Here is an 18,698-nt window from a genome sequence, read left to right on the forward strand (position 1 = left end):
TGCCATGAGCGCAGCACTTACCCCCTTCTCGGCCCGCCACATCGGTCCTGATGTAAACGACGTCAGAGCCATGCTTGCCGTGATCGGCGTTCCCTCAGTCGAGACGCTGATCAGCCAGGCCGTGCCGCAGTCGATCCGCCTCGATCTGCCGCTAGCCCTTCCCGCGCCGGCGAGCGAAGCCGAAGCGCTGGCCGAATTGGCTGCGACCATGGCAAAAAACAGGGTGCTGAAGAGCTTCATCGGCGCCGGCTATCACGGCGTCCATGTGCCGCCGGTCATCCAGCGCAACCTGTTCGAGAACCCGGCCTGGTACACGGCCTATACGCCCTACCAGGCCGAGATCAGCCAGGGCCGCCTGGAAATGCTGTTCAACTTCCAGACCTTGGTCACCGAATTGACCGGCCTGCCGGTGGCTTCGGCCTCCCTGCTCGACGAAGCGACGGCGGTGGCCGAAGCGGTCGGCATCGCGCTGCGCCATCACCGCGACAAGCGCACCAAGGTGGCGCTGGCCGGCACGCCGCATCCGCAGACGCTGGACGTCGTGCGCACCCGCGCCGAGCCGCTCGGCATCGAGATCGATGGCGAGACCATCGACGACAACACCGCCGCCCTGCTGGTCTCCTGGCCGGACACGTTTGGCGTCTATGGCGACCACAAGGCGGCGATCGAGAAGGCTCGCGCCACCGGCGCCGTGGTCGTCTTCATCGCCGATCCGCTTGCGCTCACGCTGACCGAAGCGCCGGCCAGGCTTGGCGCCGACATCGCCGTCGGCCCGATGCAGCGCTTTGGCGTGCCGATGGGCTTTGGCGGCCCGCACGCCGCCTATTGCGCCGTCTCCGACAAGCTGACCCGGCTGATGCCCGGCCGCCTCGTCGGCCAGTCGATCGACAGCAAGGGCCGTCCCGGCTATCGCCTCGCCCTGCAGACGCGCGAACAGCATATCCGCCGCGACAAGGCGACCTCCAACATCTGCACCGCGCAGGCGCTGCTTGCCAACATGGCGACCGCATACGCGATCTGGCACGGGCCTACTGGTTTGCAGGCGATCGCAGCCCGAATTCATGAGCTCGCCAACGGCCTCGCAGCAGGCCTGAAAACCGCTGGTGTTTCCGTGCTCGGCTCAAGCCGTTTCGACACGGTGACGGCCGAAGTGAAGGGCAAGGCAGCTTCGATCGCCGCTGCCGCTGAAAAAGGTGGCCGGCTGCTGCGCGTCATCGATGCCGACCGCATCAGCATCGCCTTCGACGAAACCTCGACCGAGGCGGATCTCGAGGCTATCGCCGCCCTGTTCGGCGCCAAGTCCGGCGCTACTGAGGCCGGCGCGATGCCCGGCAAGCCGCGCGGCAAGGAGTTTCTGACCCAGCCGGTTTTCCGCGAAAACCACTCCGAGACCGACATGATGCGCCTGCTGCGCAGGCTAGCCGACAAGGATTTGGCGCTCGACCGCACCATGATCCCGTTGGGCTCCTGCACCATGAAGCTCAACGCGGCGGCCGAAATGATGCCGGTCAGCTGGCCTGTTGTCGCCAACCTCCATCCCTTCGCGCCGGCCAGCCATTCGGCCGGCTATCGCGCCATGGTCGGCGAGCTGGAAGGCTGGCTGGCGGAGATCACCGGCTTCGACGCCGTCAGCCTGCAGCCCAATGCCGGCAGCCAAGGCGAATATGCCGGCCTGCTCGCCATCCGCGCCTATCACCGTTCGCGTGGCGAAGGCCATCGCACCATCTGCCTGATCCCCCAGTCCGCGCATGGCACCAATCCGGCGAGTGCGGCGATGGCCGGCATGAGCGTCGTCGTCGTGCGTTGCCTGGAGGACGGCAATATCGACATGGACGATATGCGGGCCAAGGCCAACGAGCATTCGAAGAATCTCGCAGCCCTGATGTTCACCTATCCCTCGACGCACGGCGTCTACGAGGAAGGCGCGCGCCACCTGTGCGCTCTCATTCACGAGCATGGCGGCCAGGTCTATTTCGACGGCGCCAACCTTAACGCCCTGGTTGCTTTGGCGCGGCCCGCCGATATCGGCGCCGATGTCTGCCACATGAACCTGCACAAGACCTTCTGCATCCCGCATGGCGGCGGCGGTCCGGGCGTCGGTCCGATCGGCGTCAGGGCGCATCTGAAACCCTATCTGCCGGGTCATGTCACCGAAGGTTCGGCGCATGCCGTGTCCGCTGCCCCGTTCGGCAGCGCTTCCATCCTGCCGATCACCTGGATGTACATCCGCATGATGGGCGCCGCCGGCCTGAAGCAGGCGACGGAGACGGCGATCATCTCGGCCAATTATGTGGCGACGCGGCTCGCGCCGCACTTCCCGCTTCTCTACAAGGGCAGGCACGATCGCATCGCGCATGAATGCATCCTCGACACGCGCGTCCTCAAGGAGAGCGCCGGCATCAGCGTCGATGATATCGCCAAGCGGCTGATCGACTACGGCTTTCACGCGCCGACCATGTCGTTCCCTGTCGCCGGCACGCTGATGGTCGAGCCCACAGAGTCCGAGCCCAAGCGCGAACTCGACCGGTTCTGCGAGGCGATGATTGCCATCGCCGGCGAGGCAGCGAAAGTGGCGAAGGGCGAATGGCCGCTCGAGGACAACCCGCTGGTCAATGCCCCGCACACGGCGGCCGAAACCCTTGCCGGCCAGTGGACTCACCCCTATTCGCGGCTGGAAGCGGCCTACCCCGCTGGCGATGTCGATACAGCGGCCAAATACTGGCCGCCGGTCTCGCGCATCGACAATGTCGCCGGCGACCGCAACCTCGTCTGCTCCTGCCCGCCGTTGTCGGAATATCTCGGCGCCGCCGAATAACACTCTGGCCTGTCAGGCTGAACGCAAGGCCGGCCCATCGGCCTTGCCGTTGAGGACAAGCACGCGATTTCGCCCGGCGTTCTTGGCCGCGTAGAGCGCCCGGTCGGCCTCGGCCAGCACTTCATCCAGGCTGCTGCCGTCTTCCTTGCCAAAGCCAATGCCGCCGCTGACGCTGCTGCGCAACGGCCCGCGCGGCGTCGGCACCACTTCCGTGCCGAAGGCGACGCCGATCCTGCTGGCGAGATCGTAGGCCTTGTCTTCGGTCATCCGAGACATGACCAACGCGAACTCCTCGCCGCCCAGCCGGAAGGCGTCGACGCCAACCCTGTCATACTTCTTGATGACTGCGGCGAAACGGCAAAGCACCCGGTCGCCGACGGGATGGCCATAGATGTCGTTGGTCCGCTTGAAGTGGTCGAGGTCGAACATGGCGACCGACATGAACGGGCCGAAGACGCGCTCGCCATAAAGCGAGTTCAAAGCCCGCCGGTTCATGAGACCGGTCAACGGGTCGGTCAAGGTCTCGGCCTTCAGTTCGATCTGTGCCTGCAGATGATGCAGCGACAGCGTCAGCGCGCCCGAGCGCCGTCATGCAGGCGACTGCCACGACCGAATTCAACCGCTCGGCCCAATTGTCGGGTGCGACGCCGAGCACCCACTGGCCCTTGACCAGAAGCACGGCGCCGCAGAGCCCGAAGGATACGCCGCAGACGCCGCTTAGCGCCGAAACGACCAGCAGAATGCCGCGATCCTGACTGCCCTTGATCCAGAACATCACCCCGATCGAGGCGAGCAGCACTGTTACCGTCGTATAGGTGAGGATGAAGCCGACACCATCGAAACCGAGATAGGTCACGCCGGCGCAGACAGCCATCGCAAGCATGGCCGGCAGGACAGCGCGGCTGTAATTTCGCACACCAAGATATTGGATGGCCGAAAGTGAAAGCGCCAGGAAACCGAGGCTGAGCAGCGCCAGCGCCGCCTGGCAAAGCAAGGGACTGGGCTCCCTCGTGTAGCGCCAGAAGACGATGACGTGGGCGACAAGGACGAGAATGCCGCACGCCACCGTCAGCACGAAGCGTGCACGCGGCGCCGTGAACCAGATCACAAACATGGTGACGCTCAGGCATGTGCCCGACAGCGCAGCCGCCAGCAATAGCGAACTGAAATCCAGCATGGATGAGCGGCAACCTTTGGGATCTTCGATTTGTGGCGCATCATAGGCATGCAACCGGCCGGAGATACCGTTTCGGCCGGTTTTCAAAGCAACCTGCCGACAGGGTTTACAAAGCGTCGACTGCCGTCCCGCGAAGCTCGGCACGCGAGTGTCCCTAGTCTCAGCCCTTGTTGAGCAGCGCCAGATTGGCGTTGATCACGCTCGGGTCGGCCATGCCGGCCCTTGCTTCCATGAGCAGCGCTCTCGCCTTCTTCTTGTTGCCGCGCAGCAGCTGCGAATAGCCCATATTGTTGACAATCTGCGGCTTGCGCCCGGCAACCTTCAAAAGCTGGTCGTAGGCGCGGTCGGCGAAGTCGAAGCGGCCGAGTTCGTCATAGGAGGCGGCAAGCCCCATCCATCCCTCGGCACTGTCGGCCTTCAGTTCCACGGCCTTGCGGAAATGCTGTTCGGCAAGGCCGTAATTGGCCTCGCGGAACTGCGCCTTGCCTTGCGCAAGGTCGGAGGTGCTGACGTCTTTTGCCACCGGTTGGATCGATGTGGTCTTGGTTTTGTCGACGTTGTCGGTCGTGCAGCCGCCGACCATCAAGACGGCCGCTAGCGCGGCCATTACCGTGAAACTTCTGTGACGCATGCCCCTGGCCCCAATCGCCCGATTTACCGGGTCGTTCTCTGAGGAAGCAGACTACAACAGGGCGATTAAACTTCAGTGCGGAAACGCGCCTAAAATTTGGTTTCGGGCACAGAAGCCATTAACCAACCGAAGCCTATTCCGGCTCCAGCGCCTTGAGCCCCGCCGGAAACTGATAGCGCCTGCCGTCGTAGCGCAGCCGGTAGGTTCGTTTCATGGACCTGCCGGGATGGGACTGGCACTCGCCATTCTTGTCGACAGACGGATTGTCGGTGTCCAACCGCTCGAACACTGTGATGTCGTGATAGCCGTGATGTCTCGCCGGGCTCATCGCCAGGCTGACCCGGTTGGATTGAAAGGATCCTGCGCAATTGGTGTCGCCTTCGCCGCCAAAGCCGGCCACGATGATGCCGTCGAGCACCAGGCGCAGAGCACCGCCGTCAAGGGCATAGAGCCGCAGGTCGGTTTCACTGAAAGGATTCGGCTGCGAATGGTTTGCCATGTCGATGCGCAGGCCGAAGGCGCCGACATCGGGCGCCAATCTGTAGCGCCCGGTATCGAAGTCGATCTCGCGGATGCCGACGGCATCATCGGTCATCAGCCCGGGCTGGAGCAGGCGCTGGCGCACCTGCCGGGTCTTCCTGTCGACGACCAGAAGCTCGACATCGCCGAAATGCCCGTCGTCGCTGGATTGGGAGCTGTCGATCAGCGGCACGGCGACCAACAACAGGTCGTCATGGGCGGGCCAGATCTTGCAGACCACGCCGAATGGCGCATCGCCATCCCAAAGCGTCTGGGCGATGCTGGTATGAGGTTCGAGCGTGAAGGAGGCGCCATCGGCACTCTTTTGGGCCTTGGGATATGCCTGCTGCACCAGAGCGGCAGCGTCGCCGCAATCGTCGGCCGCGGCCGAGGCCGGCGACAGACTGGCCGCGGCGAGGCCGAGGAAGGCGGTGCACAAGACTATTCGCATGGACGGCTCACTCATTTTGCTTTTTGCGGATTTTGCCGAAGGAGAGCGGCCAAACCGGCCGGATATGACATCCAGGCGAAGCGTAGTTGAAGTGAGTAACCGCAGAAAGCCGCCGGGCGGCCACTTGGTATCTACTGCCTTGGTATCTACTGAACCGCCGTCATTTTGACGATGATCGGGATGACGGCGATCATCAACACCACCGGCAGGATGCACACCACCACCGGCACCGACATCTTGGCCGGCAAGGCATGTGCCTTCTCCTCGGCCAACGACATGCGCTTGTGGCGCATTTCGTCGGAGAACACGCGCAGCGCCCCGGCGAGGCTGGTGCCGAGTTCCTTCGACTGCTGCAAGAGCGTGGCGAAGGAGCGCACCTCGTCCAGGCTGAGGCGGTCGGCGAGCGCCTTCAATGCATCGTCGAGGCTGCGGCCGGCCCTGAGTTCCAGCGACACCAGCTGCAGATTCTGGCTCAGCGACGGATAGGTCTTGGCCAGTTCCCTCGAGACGCGCTCGATGCCGGCCTCCATGCTCATGCCGGCATCGGAGCAGACGATCATCAAATCCATGAAGTCGGGAAAGCCGTTGCGGTATTCGCGCATCTTTTCCCGCACCTTCTGGCTGAGCACCAGGCCGGGCACGAAATAGCCGGCGGCTCCCGACAGGATGATGAAGGTCCAGCGGCTGGTCGCGGTGGAATCGGCGCTGCCCATCCAATGGTTGACCAGGAACGCGCCGATCGCTGCGCCCACGAGGCAGGCGAAGCGGATCAGGAAGAATGTGCCGACCGCGCGCGGCTCCATATAGCCCGCCTGGATCAGCTTCATACGCAACCGGGCGACATTTTCCGGATCGCTCTTGGCGTAGAATTCCTGCGCCCGCTTCACCGCCTTCTCGCGCACGACGCTCTGGTTCTTCTTCGGCGCCACCTCGGCCTGTTGGGGAGTCTTGCTGTCGTCGATCTTGAGCCGGCGCTTGAGATCGTTGCGGTCGCCTTTGGCCACCACCAGCGGCCATGCCACCGCGCTGCCGCCCAATGCCAGCAGCATCGCGGCTACCGGCATCAGCGACGTCGGCGCCAGCGAGGCAAGAAACTGGATCACCTGCTCCATCTCAGAACCGGAAGTTCGACATCTTGAACATGATGATGTTGCCCAGCATCAGCCATGTCACCGAACCGCCCAGCAGATACCAAGTCTTCGGCACATCCCAGACGCTTTGATAAAATTGCGGCATCATCACCATGATGGCGGCGAACAGCAGCGCCGGCACCGCCGTCAGGATATAGGCCGACATACGACCCTCGGTCGAAATGGCGCGCACCTTGCGGCGCAGCTTGCCGCGTTCGCGGATCGTCGTCGACAGCCCGTCGAGGATCTCGCGCAGATTGCCGCCCGAACTCGTCTGGATGGAAACCGCGGTGACGAACAGCGGCAGATCCTCCTGGCCGACGCGATCAAACAGTGAATTCAACGCCGAAACCAGGTCGGAACCATAAGTCACCTCGTCGGAGATAACGCCGAATTCGGTGCCGATCGGATCGGGCATCTCGCGCGACACCATCGAGATCGCCACCGGAACCGGATGCCCGGCCTTCAAGCCGCGCGTGATCAATTCCAGCGCCTCCGGCAACTGCACGCCGAAACGCTTCACCCGCCGGGCACGCTTGGAGCGCAGCACAATTACCGGCAGCAGCGCTGTCAGCACCACAAACAGCAAAATGGCGAGCAACAGCGGCAGGCCGTACCAGAGCGCGACGAGCATCATCGCCAGCGCCACGCCCGTCGTCATCGTCAGGAATTTCGGCAAGGGCATCACCATGCCAGACTGCGTGCGCAGCGCGCGAAAACGGTCGGGCGAGAAGGATGACGTGCCGGAATCGAGGCCGCGTTCCTTGCGCAGCTGGATCAGCACCTGTTCCTGGCTGATCTTGTTTTCCTGCAGCTTCATGCGCCGGTTGATAGCCAGGCGCTTGTCGCTGCGGCCGGCATAGAGCAGATAGCAGCCTTCGGCGATCATGATGCCGGTCAGCGCTGCCGCGGCATAGACGACATAGATCGGGCTGAAATTCTCGAACACCCGGCTACTCCTGCGGCCGGCCGGGTTCGAAATATTTGCCGGGGAATTCAATGCCCATATTGCGCAGGTCCTCGAGGAAACGCGGGCGAATGCCGGTCGCCTCGTAGTGACCGAGGATCTTGCCGTCGGCTTCCATGCCGGTGCGCACGAAGCGGAATATCTCCTGCATCTGGATGACGTCGCCTTCCATGCCGGTCACCTCGGCGACGCTGGTCACCTTGCGCTTGCCGTCCGACAGTCGCGTCAGCTGGACGATAAGGTCGAGCGCGCTGGCGATCTGGCTGCGGATCGACTGCACCGTCATCGGCATGCCGGTCATGCCCAGCATCTGCTCGAGGCGCGAAATGGCGTCGCGCGGCGTGTTGGCGTGGATGGTCGCCATCGAGCCTTCATGGCCGGTGTTCATCGCCTGCAGCATGTCGAAGGCCTCCTCGCCGCGGCACTCGCCGAGGATGACGCGGTCAGGGCGCATGCGCAGCGCGTTCTTGACTAGGTCGCGCTGCTTCAGCTCGCCATGACCTTCGATGTTGGCGGGGCGCGTTTCCATGCGCGCGACATGCGGCTGCTGCAGCTGCAGTTCGGCCGCGTCCTCGATGGTGATCAACCGTTCGTCTTCCGGAATAAAGGCTGACAATGCGTTGAGCATCGTCGTCTTGCCGGTGCCGGTACCGCCCGAGATGATGGTCGTTTTGCGGGCGTGGACTGCAGCCGCCAGCACCTCGGCCATGTTCTGGGTGATGGCGCCGAACTCGACCAGCTTGTGCAGGCCGAGCTTGTTCTTTGAAAACTTGCGGATCGACACCAGCGGCCCGTCGACGGCGACCGGGCGAATGGCGGCGTTGAAGCGCGAGCCGTCGAGCATGCGGGCATCGACCATCGGCTGCGATTCGTCGACCCGGCGGCCGACGGCGGCGACGATCTTGTTGACGATGCGCAACAGGTGCGCCTCGTCCTTGAACGGGATATGGACCTGCTGCAGCTTGCCCCGTTTTTCGACGAAGCAGTTCTGGTGGCCGTTGATCAGGATGTCGTTGATGTCGGGGTCCTTGAGCAGCGGTTCCAGCGGGCCGAGGCCGACCATCTCATCGACGATGTCATCGACCAGCGCTTCAAGTTCGACGGTGTTGATCGCCATACGCTCCTGGCGGGTCTTTTCCGACACGAACTCCTGCACCTGCCGGCGCATCTCATCCTTGGGCAGGCGCTCCAGCGCGACCAGGTTGATTTCCTCGAGCAGCAGCCGGTGGATGCGCACGCGGGCATCGAGCACCTTGTTGGCGCTTTTTCCCGGTGTTGTCTCCGGCTTCGGCGGCAAGGCCTTGCGGTTCGTCGGGATGACCACGGCGTGATGCGCGACCGGCGCCGCCTCGGCCGGCTTCAGAGCGCGGACGTCACGGTTCTGCAGGGTCGAGAAGCGGCTGGTCATCCGGCTTTCCTCTTCAGGAGGCCCCTGCCGATGCCGAACAGCGAGCGCGATTTCTCCGGCGTCACCACGGCTTCTTCCGGCAGGATGATCCTCTTCAGATCGTTGACGACATTGGCGTTCGGGTCGATCTCATGCAGCGGCACGCCGCGGTCGACCGCTTCACGCACAAGCCGGTAATTGTTGGAGATGCCGCCGACGAAATGCTCGCCCAGGATTTCCTGGACATCCGCCTGCTTGATGCCGTTGTCGAACATCTTCTGCTCGAAACGATTGACGATGACGTTCGGCTTCACTTCCTTGCCGGCCGTCTCGTAGACCGCCTGGATCAGCCGCTGCGTGTGGCGCAGGCATGGCACCGTCATTTCGGCGACGATGTAGAGCTTGTTGGAGCCGAGCAGCACCGTCTCCGTCCACGGAAACCAGGTGCGCGGCATGTCGATGACGACGTTATCGAAATAGGCCGAGACGAGATCGAGCATGCGCACCACGACATCGGTCTTGAACGAGCGCATTTCCGACGGATGCGTTGGCGCCGCCAGCACGCAGAGCCCGCTCGCATGCTTGGACAGCATCACATCCAGCAGCTGACGGTCGAGGCGCTCGGGCTGGTTCTCGATTTCGGTGATGTCGAAGCGCGGCTCGAGGTCGAGATATTCGGCGCAGGCGCCTTGCTGGAAATTGAGGTCGACCACGCAGGTCGACGCGCCGCGCGTCACCGAATGATGCAGCTGGAAGGCGGTCTGCAGCGCCAGCGTCGTGGTGCCGACGCCGCCGGCGGCCGGCATGAAGGTATAGATCTGCGACTCGGTGTTTTCCTCGCGCCCCGGCCCTTGCAGCGCGCGCACGACCGACCGCACCAGATCGGCGGTGGTGATCGGCTTGACCAGGAAATCGGCGACCTGGAGCTGCACCAGGATACGCACTGCGGCTGCGTTGAATTCCTGGGTGACGACGACCACCGGAACGCGGCCTTCAAGCCGGCGCATGATGCGCTGCAGCGACTCGATCTCTTCCAGCTTTGCCGCATCCATGTCGACGATGAGCGCGCCGAAATCGGCTTCCTGGACCTCGCCGCGCAGTTCGGTAATGTTCTTCTCGACGGTCGAAAGCTGGATCACCTCCGAGGCCGCGAACGCGGTGCGCGTATCCTGCGCAAAGGTCCGGTCGCTGGACACCAGCAGGATCTTCTTGGTCTTGATGCCGCTTGCCATTTTGTCAGCCTGTCAGGTCATTCCCGGTCAAATCACCGGGCAAATCAATCGGTTGTCGCTGTCGGTTGCACGGCCTTGGCAGCAGCAGCCTGGTCGGCGGCGTTGACTGCCGCCTCACTGCGCTGCGCCGGCACCAGCAGCCTGGTGTTCTGGACGCCGTATTTCCAGGGATCGACCATCTGCATGGCCGTATTGGCGGCCTGTGCGTTGCCGGCGGCAATCGTCGGTCCCTCGGAGCGGACATAGTCGTCGCTGGTGCAGCCGCCGGCGAGGCCGGCGATCAGCAGGGCGATGCATGATTCCACGCGCATGGCTTCAATCCTTCGGCAGGTCGAGGAAATGCCCGACGGTGGTGACCGCGGCCGGCTGTGCCGTACTGCCGCTGGCCATTGCCACTGCACGATTGGCTTCGGACGATTTCACTTCCTCGGTGTTGTTGAGGAAATAGTCGACATTGCTGGCCGGCTGCGTGCCGTCGGTCGGCTCGAGCAGCTTCTTCGACGGATCGACCGGCTTGACCAGATAGGGGGTGACGATGATCACCAGATCGGTCTCGCGCCGCTGATAGGATTTGGAGGAGAACAGCGAGCCGAGCACCGGCAGCTTGCCGAGTCCGGGAAGACGCGATGTGGTAATGTCGTTCTGTGACTGCAGCAGGCCGGCGATCATGAAGCTCTGGCCATTCTTCAGGTCGACGGATGTTTTGGCGCGGCGCACGATAAAGCCCGGGACCGAGATATTGCCGATATTGTAGGAGGCCGAAGCGTCGATCGAGGACACTTCCGGCGCGATGTCGAGGCTCACCAGCCCGTCCTTGAGAACCGTCGGCGTGAAGTCGAGGCTGACGCCGTATTTCTTGTAGCTGACGGAAATCTTGCCATTGTCCTCGGAGACCGGGATCGGGAACTCGCCGCCGGCGAGGAAGCTTGCCGTCTGGCCCGAGCGGGCGATCAGGTTCGGCTCGGCCAGCCGCCTGGCGAGACCACGTTCCTCCAGCGCCTTGATGGCGACGTCGATCGACAGGCCGTTGGACAGCAGCCGGCCGATGATCTCGCCATTGCCGGCTCCCGGCACCGTGCCAGGATCGAGGGTGACGTCGCGCCCGCCAATGCCGTAAGCGAAATTGGCGCTGTATTTGGCGCCGAGATCCTGTCCGGCCTGGCGATTGATCTCGACGAAGCGGACGTTGAGCTGAACCTGCTGCGAGGACGAGATGTTGACCGAATTGATCACTTCCTCATTGCCGGAGAAGCGGCTGGCGATCTTGCTTGCCTTCTCGGCGGCGACCGCGTCATCGGCCTCGCCCGACAGCACGACGCGGCCATTGGCCGAGCCGACCTTGATCTTGGCGTCCGGCACGCTGGCGCGAATGGTGCTGGCCAGCTGGTCGGTGTCCAGCGTCACCTCGATATCTACGGTGCCGACCAGCTGCTTGTTCTCGTCGAACAGCGCGATGCCGGTGGTGCCGAGATTGTTGCCCAGCACATAGAAGGATTTGTCGGTCAGCGGATTGACGTTGGCGATCTCCGGATCGCCGATCACGATCTGGTAGAAGGCGGCATTGGTCATGACCGTCTTCGGCTTGCCCTTGGCCACCTTGATCGACGCATTCGTTGTCGACGAGACATGGACGATATCGTTGTCGGCCTTGGCTGGCGCGCTGAGGCCGAGCATTACGGCCGCGGCAAGGCAAGCCCCCACCGCAAGCGCCCGCATTGGGCGCAGCCCTTTCGTCGTCTGAAATGCATGAAGTCCCGACATCTGTCCCGTCCCTCGCCCGGTCCCCACCGGCAGTTATTGCTGGTCCCGCGCAGGAACCTGGTATTCTTCGACCTGCGTGCCGCGCGTCACGATGATCGTCTTGAATTTCGGCTTCTCAGGCTCCTTGGTCGCGGCAGTGAACAGCGCGCCGGCAGCGGCCTGGACGCCGGAGGCGACCGATCCGCCGAAGGACGAAATGGTGGTGACGCCGTCCTTGGCGGCCCCTCCGTCTGCGGCCGAGCGGAGCGACAGCGACAAGGTGCCGACGGTGCGGGCAAGCGCCACTTTCTGCGCGCCTTCGGTCGTCACCTCGATGGTGACGGAATTGGCGATCTGCGGTGTGGTCTGGCGCTCGTCGGCGCCCTGCCCCACCGTCAGCACCTTGGCGTCGGAGACGACAATCTCGGAGGTAACGGTCGATCCGGCAGCGCCCTGCGCGTTCTTGGCCACTTCCTGGATTTCGCCCGCATCGCGTGTCAGCACCACGTCGACCCGGTCGCCCGGCATGACGAAGCCGCCGACACCGGCGATCTCGTCGGTGCGGATTGTCACCGCCCGCATGCCGGGCGTCATCATGTTTGATAGCGTCGCGCGGCCGTTCGGCCCCGACAATTTGCTGATCAGCACCGGCTCGTTGACCTCGATCGGCGACAATACCACGCGGCTGCCTTCGGCGAGCAATGCATTGACTGTGGTGAATGCGCCCTGCGGCACCGAATCCTCGGACCATGGGATTTCGCTGAGCTGCGCCCGGTCAAGCTCCATGCCGTAACGCAGCGGCGCGTTGGCCACCACTATGGTCTTGAAGACGACCTTGGGGACGGCGGGCGCCGGGATCGACGCCGTTTTCTCTTCGGCATCGGCCTTGGCCTGGCTTTTCACCCAGAAATCCGCGGCAAAGATTGAAATCGCGCCGAAGACGGCAGCGATGCCAATCATCGTTATGGCCTTGCCCCTCACAACCAACCCCTGACATTCGTGGTCTTTTGTTTTGTTGAGGCGACGCTAGGCCGCTTTGTTAAAGATTCAGGAATCGCGCCCGCTCCGCACGGACCTATTTCCGCCGGCTTGGTTATCGAAAGGTTTTAGGATAAGAAGGGTTTAATCCCCGAACGTAACAGGAACTTCCGTCGCTTGGCGCCGAAAAGCGTGGCAGTATCGACGGGTGATTCGCGGCACCGGATTCTATGGCAGGCATGGACGACAACAACGATCTTTTCGGCAATCTGGAAAAGCAGCCCCAATCGGCTCGGACACCGGCGCGGCCGGCCGACCCGCTGCTGCAGGCCACGAAACGTTCCGTTGCGACCAAGGACGGCAGCGAGGGCTATAGTGCCGCCGACATCGAGGTGCTGGAGGGGCTGGAGCCGGTGCGGCGCCGTCCCGGCATGTATATTGGCGGCACCGACGACAAGGCGATGCACCATCTGTTTGCCGAGGTCATCGATAATTCGATGGACGAGGCGGTCGCCGGCCATGCCACCTTCATCGATGTCGAGCTGTCGGCCGACGGGTTTCTGACCGTCACCGACAATGGCCGCGGCATTCCGGTCGATCCGCATCCGAAATTCAAGAAACCGGCGCTCGAAGTCATCATGACGACGCTGCATTCGGGCGGCAAGTTCGATAGCAAGGTCTATGAGACCTCCGGCGGTCTGCACGGTGTCGGCGTCTCGGTCGTCAATGCGCTGTCGGACCATCTCGAAGTCGAGGTCGCGCGCGGTCGCCAGCTTTACCGCCAAAGGTTCTCGCGCGGCGTTCCGGTGAGCGGGCTGGAGCAGCTCGGCGAAGTGCACAACCGGCGCGGCACCAAAATCCGCTTCCATCCCGACGAGCAGATTTTCGGCAAGGGCGCCGCCTTCGAGCCGGCGCGGCTCTATCGCATGACCCGCTCGAAAGCCTATCTGTTCGGCGGCGTCGAGATCCGCTGGAGCTGCGACCCATCGCTGATCAAGGAAAAGGACCAGACGCCGGCCAAGGCGGAGTTCCATTTCCCCGGCGGCTTGAAGGACTATCTCAAGGCATCGCTCGGCGATGATTTCCAGGTGACCCGCGAAATCTTCGCCGGCAAGAGCGAGAAGCAGGGCGGCCACGGTTCGCTGGAATGGGCGGTGACCTGGTTCGGCGGTGACGGCTTCGTCAACTCCTACTGCAACACAATCCCGACCGGCGAAGGCGGCACGCATGAGGCCGGCTTTCGCAATGTGCTGACGCGCGGGCTTCGGGCCTATGCCGACCTGGTCGGCAACAAGCGCGCCTCGATCGTCACCTCCGAAGACGTGATGATCTCGGCGGCAGGCATGCTATCGGTGTTTATTCGCGAGCCGGAATTCGTCGGCCAGACCAAGGACAGGCTGGCAACGATCGAAGCCATTCGCATTGTCGAGACCGCCATCCGCGATCCCTTCGACCACTGGCTGGCCGACAATCCGCAGGAAGCCTCCAAGCTGCTGGAATGGGTGATTGCGCGCGCCGACGAGCGGGTGCGCCGGCGCCAGGAAAAGGAAGTGTCGCGCAAGAGCGCGGTGCGCAAGCTGCGCCTTCCCGGCAAGCTCGCCGACTGCACGCAGAATGCCGCCGCGGGCGCCGAACTGTTCATCGTCGAAGGCGACTCGGCCGGCGGCTCGGCCAAGCAGGCGCGCGACCGTGCGAGCCAGGCGGTGCTGCCGCTGCGCGGAAAAATCCTCAACGTCGCCAGCGCCGGCAACGACAAGCTCGCCGCCAACCAGCAGATTTCGGACCTGATTCAGGCGCTCGGCTGCGGCACGCGCTCGAAATACCGCGACGAGGATTTGCGCTATGACCGCGTGATCATCATGACCGACGCCGACGTCGACGGCGCTCACATAGCCTCGCTGCTGATCACCTTCTTCTACCAGGAAATGCCGAACCTGGTGAATGGCGGCCATCTGTATCTGGCGGTGCCGCCGCTCTATTCGATCCGGCAAGGCGGCAAGGTTGCCTATGCTAGGGACGATGCGCACAAGGACGAGCTGTTGCGCACCGAATTCACCGGCCGCGCCAAGGTCGAGATCGGCCGTTTCAAGGGCCTGGGCGAAATGATGGCCGCGCAGCTGAAGGAAACCACCATGGACCCGAGGAAGCGCACGCTGCTCAGGGTCGATGTCATCGACGCCGTGGCGGCAACCAAGGATGCTGTCGACGCGCTGATGGGCACCAAGCCGGAAGCCCGCTTCCGCTTCATCCAGGAACGCGCCGAATTCGCCGCAACGGAAGTGCTGGATATCTGAGCGCCGGCCGACTCTTTGTTTTGACGCAGTTCCGGGCGGAAAACCGTTTCACACTTTTCCTCGAATTGCTCTAGCCTGCGCTTCCGATACGGAGACCAGCTTGTGATCTGGGCGCGGCTGAAGAGCTACTTCGAAACCAGTTTGGCGGGCCTGACGCAGCCGACGCGCTCGGATTGGATTTTCGCCCTGCGCACGGTTTCGGCCGGTCTGATCGCGCTTCTCGCTGCTTACGCGCTAAAACTCGACCACCCGCAATGGGCGATGATGACGGTCTTCATCGTCGCCCAGCCGGTCGCCGGCATGGTGCTGGCGAAAGGTTTTTACCGGCTGCTCGGCACGCTGGCCGGTGGACTTGCGGCGATCGGCATCACCTCGGTTTTCGGCACCAATCCCTGGCTGCTGGTCACGGCGCTGTCCGTCTGGATTGGGCTGTGCACGCTGGTTTCGTCGCTGCTGCGCAATCCGGAAGCCTATGGCGCCGCACTTGCCGGCTATACCGCGATGATCATTGGGCTGCCGGCTTTCGGCCAGCCGCACGTGGTCGTCGATCTCGCTGTCGCGCGCTGCGCCGAGATCGTGCTCGGCATCGTCTGCGCCGGCCTGACCAGCCGGCTGATCCTGCCCAAGCTGGCCGCTGACGCCATCATCTCCAGGCTGAAGCGCAGCATCCTCGACCTTGCAACCTATGCAGGCGGCGCTTTTTCCGGTGGCGACCCGGCGACGCTGGCCGGCCTGCACCGCAAGCTGATCACCGACGCCCAGATGCTGGCCGAGATGCGCGCCTATGCCCGGCTCGAAGCACCGAGCTTCGCCACCCGCGCCCATCCGGTCCGCCTAACCATCGGTCAGCTTCTCTCGGCGCTGTCGGCGGCGCGCGCGCTGCATTCGCATGCCGCGCCGAAAAACGCAGCGCTCATTCCGGTACGCTCCGAACTGCAGTCGTTGGTCAGCGAGCTGGCAGCGACGCCCGAGGCGCTGGACGACACGTCGCCCTGGGTGACGCGGCTCGACGCGATTGCCGGCAAGGCCCGGCAAATGCCCGACGCCTCGACCGATCAGGGCGACGACAGGGTCGGCACCATAACCCGCCTCACCATCGCCGCCGATTTCGCCGAAGCCTTCAAGCAGGTGCTGCGCGGCCTCGACGCCCTGCGCGCACCAGTGACGCGCCCGAGCCGGATGAACAGGCAGCAGCCTGCGCTGGTGGTGCACCGCGATTATCCCGGGGCTTCGCGCAATGCCATACGCGCGGCGCTGGCCACGCTGGCGGTCGCCGCCTTCTGGCTGACGACGAAATGGTCCGACGCGGCCGGCACCGTCATCCTCGTTGCCGTCGTCTCCAGTCTTTTCGCCGCGCGGCCTGACCCGGTGCGGGTGTCCTGGGGCTTCTTCAGGGGAACGCTGCTGGCTTTGCCCTTTGCCTTCCTCGTTGGCCAGGTCGCGCTGCCTGCCCTGCCCGGCTTCGGCTGGTTCACGCTGTTTGTCGTGCCGATCCTGGTACCGACGGCGCTGGGCATGGCCAATCCGCGCACCGTCGGCGTGGCGACGGCCTTCGCCATCAATTTCCTCGCCTTCCTCAGCCCGCATCAGGCGATGACCTATGCCCCAGGCCCGTTTTTCGCCGGCTCGGCGTCGGTGCTGGTCGGCATCCTGCTTGCAATCGGCGTCTTCATCGTGGTGCTGCCCGCCGATCCATGGCTCGCCGCCAACCGCATCGTGCGCGCCATGCGCGAGGATCTGGCCCGCCTGTGCCTGCATGAGCGGGTGCCGCGGCGTTCGGCCTTCGAGAGCCTTGCCTATGACCGCATCAACCAGCTGATGCCGCTGCTGCAGAATACCGGCAGGAAAGGCGATGCCATCCTCGGCGGCGGCGTCGCCGCCGTCACCGTCGGCCTTGAAATCCTGCGGTTGCGCGCCGCGCAGCAGAGCCCGGCCATTCCTTCCGAAACCGCGCTTTCGATCGACAATTTCCTGCGCGGCCTGGCGCGTGAACTGCTCTTTCGCGCACCCGGCGATCCGCAGACGGCAACCATCACTGTGGCCCGGCAATATGCAGCAGGCCTCTCAGAGCGCAGCAGCAGTGCGGATATGCTGCAAATCGCAGCCTCGCTGCGCATCATCGCCGCCGCGATCGAAGACTTTCCGGATTTTTTTGCGAGGGATCGCGGCTAGGACGTCAAGCCGCCGCTATCGCCAGCGCGTGGCCGCGCGCGTTTTCGCGTAGCGCATCGAGATGGATCGACTTGACCAGGCCGGCGAGATCGCCTTCGGCGGCCTGACCACCCAATTCCTTCAGCATCAGCCAGCTGACTTCCTGCACGCCGGCGACACGCTTGCCATTGGCGACCTCGCGCCAGATCTTGAGTGCCCGCAGAATGATGCCATGGGTGGGCGCGGCAAGGCCGGCGCTGCGAAACAGCGCCTGCAGCGCAACGTCCTGGCCGCCGGCAAGCAGCGCCCGCACCCGCTGCTCCGACTGCTGGCTGAGCGCAACCAGGGCCGAGCCGAAAAAGTCGACCTTGCCGTGGGCAATGGCACGGATGATGAAACTTGCGGTCAGGTCGCCGCGCAGGCGCAGATGTTCGATAAGTGCCGCATGTTCCTCCGCGCGCGTGCCTTCGACCAGCCGCACCGAAGCCTTGACGCAAGCATCGCGCGTGACGCGCTCGGCTCTGGCCGCCCCCATCAGCGCCATCACCAGCGGCGAAGCCTTCAGCGTTTCGCCGAGCTTGACCAGTAGCATGTGCCGGCAGTCGGCCGGCAGCCGCACATCCGTGACCATTGCCTCGCGCAAATGAGCGATATGGCCATGCCGCTCGGCGATGCGGCGGAAGGAGAGCGAGGCTATGTCGGCGCCGTCATTGGCGAGCAGCGCCGCACACGCTTCCGGTTCGCCGATCTCGGCGATCGCCGCGGCAACCGCCATCGAAACGACCGGCCGGTCGGCGATCAGTTTTTGCGTCGCCTTGTGCCCGGCCGCGACGCGGTCGATCAGGTCGGCGTCCGTCAGCAGCGGGGAGCGCGCCAGCACCAGGGCTGCCACTTCCGGCTGATCGGAGGCAAGCGCGCTGATGATCTGCAGCGGCGCGTGATGGCTCATCGACAGCGCTTCGGCCATAGCCAACCGCACCTTCGACGAGGCGTCGTCGAGCAGCAGCGTCAGCGCCGCTTCGGCCGCGCAACGGTCTTCGAAAGGCAGGTCGGAATTGACGTAGGCGCGGGCCAGCGCGCTCGCCGCCGCGGCGCGCTCCGAAACTCTCGCGGTGTAGATCCATTTGAGAAAATGGGAGACAACCATACTGCCTGCTACGCCCCTTGCCGGAAAGCTTCCGGCCCCAGGAATGACCCTAGGCAGAAATGGTTTACGAACGGTTCAC

15 protein-coding genes are annotated in these 18,698 nt (G+C 64.0%); 4 read left to right on the forward strand and 11 right to left on the reverse strand.

Annotation, left to right across the window (positions count from 1 at the left end; translation table 11 throughout):
- Positions 1 to 4: 4 nt before the first annotated feature.
- Complete coding sequence (gene gcvP, locus NKH38_RS06015) at positions 5 to 2,815, forward strand: aminomethyl-transferring glycine dehydrogenase (protein ID WP_023729867.1); 2,811 nt, start codon at positions 5 to 7, stop codon at positions 2,813 to 2,815.
- Positions 2,816 to 2,827: 12 nt separating this feature from the next.
- Here the strand turns inward: gcvP and NKH38_RS06020 are convergent, their stop codons facing one another.
- The gene (locus NKH38_RS06020) at positions 2,828 to 3,310 is read right to left on the reverse strand and encodes a GGDEF domain-containing protein (protein ID WP_352761690.1); all 483 of its coding nucleotides are present in this window, start codon (positions 3,308 to 3,310) and stop codon (positions 2,828 to 2,830) included.
- A 557-nt stretch (positions 3,311 to 3,867) separates the two neighbouring features.
- Here NKH38_RS06020 and NKH38_RS06025 point away from each other — a divergent pair.
- A complete protein-coding gene (locus NKH38_RS06025; RefSeq protein WP_245264503.1) occupies positions 3,868 to 4,038 on the forward strand; it encodes a hypothetical protein in 171 nt (56 codons plus the stop codon).
- Between the two features lie 114 nt (positions 4,039 to 4,152).
- Here NKH38_RS06025 and NKH38_RS06030 read toward each other — a convergent pair whose 3' ends face one another.
- The 9 genes from NKH38_RS06030 to cpaB all read right to left on the reverse strand — a co-directional run bounded on the left by NKH38_RS06030 (position 4,153) and on the right by cpaB (position 13,009).
- On the reverse strand, positions 4,153 to 4,623 hold the full coding sequence (locus tag NKH38_RS06030) for a hypothetical protein (protein WP_023729868.1): 471 nt from the start codon (positions 4,621 to 4,623) through the stop codon (positions 4,153 to 4,155).
- A 133-nt stretch (positions 4,624 to 4,756) separates the two neighbouring features.
- Entirely contained in the window at positions 4,757 to 5,809 is a 1,053-nt protein-coding gene (locus NKH38_RS06035; RefSeq protein ID WP_245263958.1) for a PA3715 family protein, read from the reverse strand.
- A complete protein-coding gene (locus NKH38_RS06040; RefSeq protein ID WP_023667598.1) occupies positions 5,740 to 6,705 on the reverse strand; it encodes a type II secretion system F family protein in 966 nt (321 codons plus the stop codon). The genes NKH38_RS06035 and NKH38_RS06040 overlap by 70 nt, the downstream gene beginning before the upstream one ends.
- A 1-nt stretch (position 6,706) precedes the next feature.
- The gene (locus NKH38_RS06045; protein ID WP_023667599.1) at positions 6,707 to 7,672 is read right to left on the reverse strand and encodes a type II secretion system F family protein; all 966 of its coding nucleotides are present in this window, start codon (positions 7,670 to 7,672) and stop codon (positions 6,707 to 6,709) included.
- Positions 7,673 to 7,676: 4 nt separating this feature from the next.
- Entirely contained in the window at positions 7,677 to 9,098 is a 1,422-nt protein-coding gene (locus NKH38_RS06050; RefSeq protein WP_023667600.1) for a TadA family conjugal transfer-associated ATPase, read from the reverse strand.
- Positions 9,095 to 10,309 carry a CpaE/TadZ family protein gene (locus NKH38_RS06055; protein ID WP_023667601.1) on the reverse strand — a complete coding sequence of 405 codons (1,215 nt, stop codon included), beginning with the start codon at positions 10,307 to 10,309 and terminating at the stop codon, positions 9,095 to 9,097. The genes NKH38_RS06050 and NKH38_RS06055 overlap by 4 nt, the downstream gene beginning before the upstream one ends.
- Before the next feature lie 44 nt (positions 10,310 to 10,353).
- A complete protein-coding gene (locus NKH38_RS06060; RefSeq protein ID WP_023667602.1) occupies positions 10,354 to 10,620 on the reverse strand; it encodes a hypothetical protein in 267 nt (88 codons plus the stop codon).
- A gap of 4 nt (positions 10,621 to 10,624) precedes the next feature.
- Positions 10,625 to 12,025 (reverse strand): type II and III secretion system protein family protein, encoded by a 1,401-nt coding sequence (locus NKH38_RS06065; RefSeq protein ID WP_031208075.1) that lies wholly within the window; start codon positions 12,023 to 12,025, stop codon positions 10,625 to 10,627.
- A gap of 78 nt (positions 12,026 to 12,103) precedes the next feature.
- Positions 12,104 to 13,009 (reverse strand): Flp pilus assembly protein CpaB, encoded by a 906-nt coding sequence (gene cpaB / locus NKH38_RS06070; RefSeq protein ID WP_023688289.1) that lies wholly within the window; start codon positions 13,007 to 13,009, stop codon positions 12,104 to 12,106.
- 257 nt (positions 13,010 to 13,266) lie between these two features.
- Between cpaB and parE the strand changes: the two genes are divergently transcribed.
- Positions 13,267 to 15,321: a DNA topoisomerase IV subunit B gene (gene parE / locus NKH38_RS06075; RefSeq protein WP_023667605.1), complete on the forward strand. Its 2,055-nt coding sequence runs from the start codon at positions 13,267 to 13,269 to the stop codon at positions 15,319 to 15,321.
- A 102-nt stretch (positions 15,322 to 15,423) separates the two neighbouring features.
- A complete protein-coding gene (locus NKH38_RS06080) occupies positions 15,424 to 17,493 on the forward strand; it encodes an FUSC family protein (RefSeq protein ID WP_352711448.1) in 2,070 nt (689 codons plus the stop codon).
- Between the two features lie 4 nt (positions 17,494 to 17,497).
- Here the strand turns inward: NKH38_RS06080 and NKH38_RS06085 are convergent, their stop codons facing one another.
- Positions 17,498 to 18,619: a DUF2336 domain-containing protein gene (locus tag NKH38_RS06085; RefSeq protein WP_352711451.1), complete on the reverse strand. Its 1,122-nt coding sequence runs from the start codon at positions 18,617 to 18,619 to the stop codon at positions 17,498 to 17,500.
- Positions 18,620 to 18,698 lie beyond the last annotated feature (79 nt).

Origin of the sequence: Mesorhizobium sp. M1078 (assembly GCF_040318615.1) — a bacterium.
GTDB lineage: Bacteria > Pseudomonadota > Alphaproteobacteria > Rhizobiales > Rhizobiaceae > Mesorhizobium.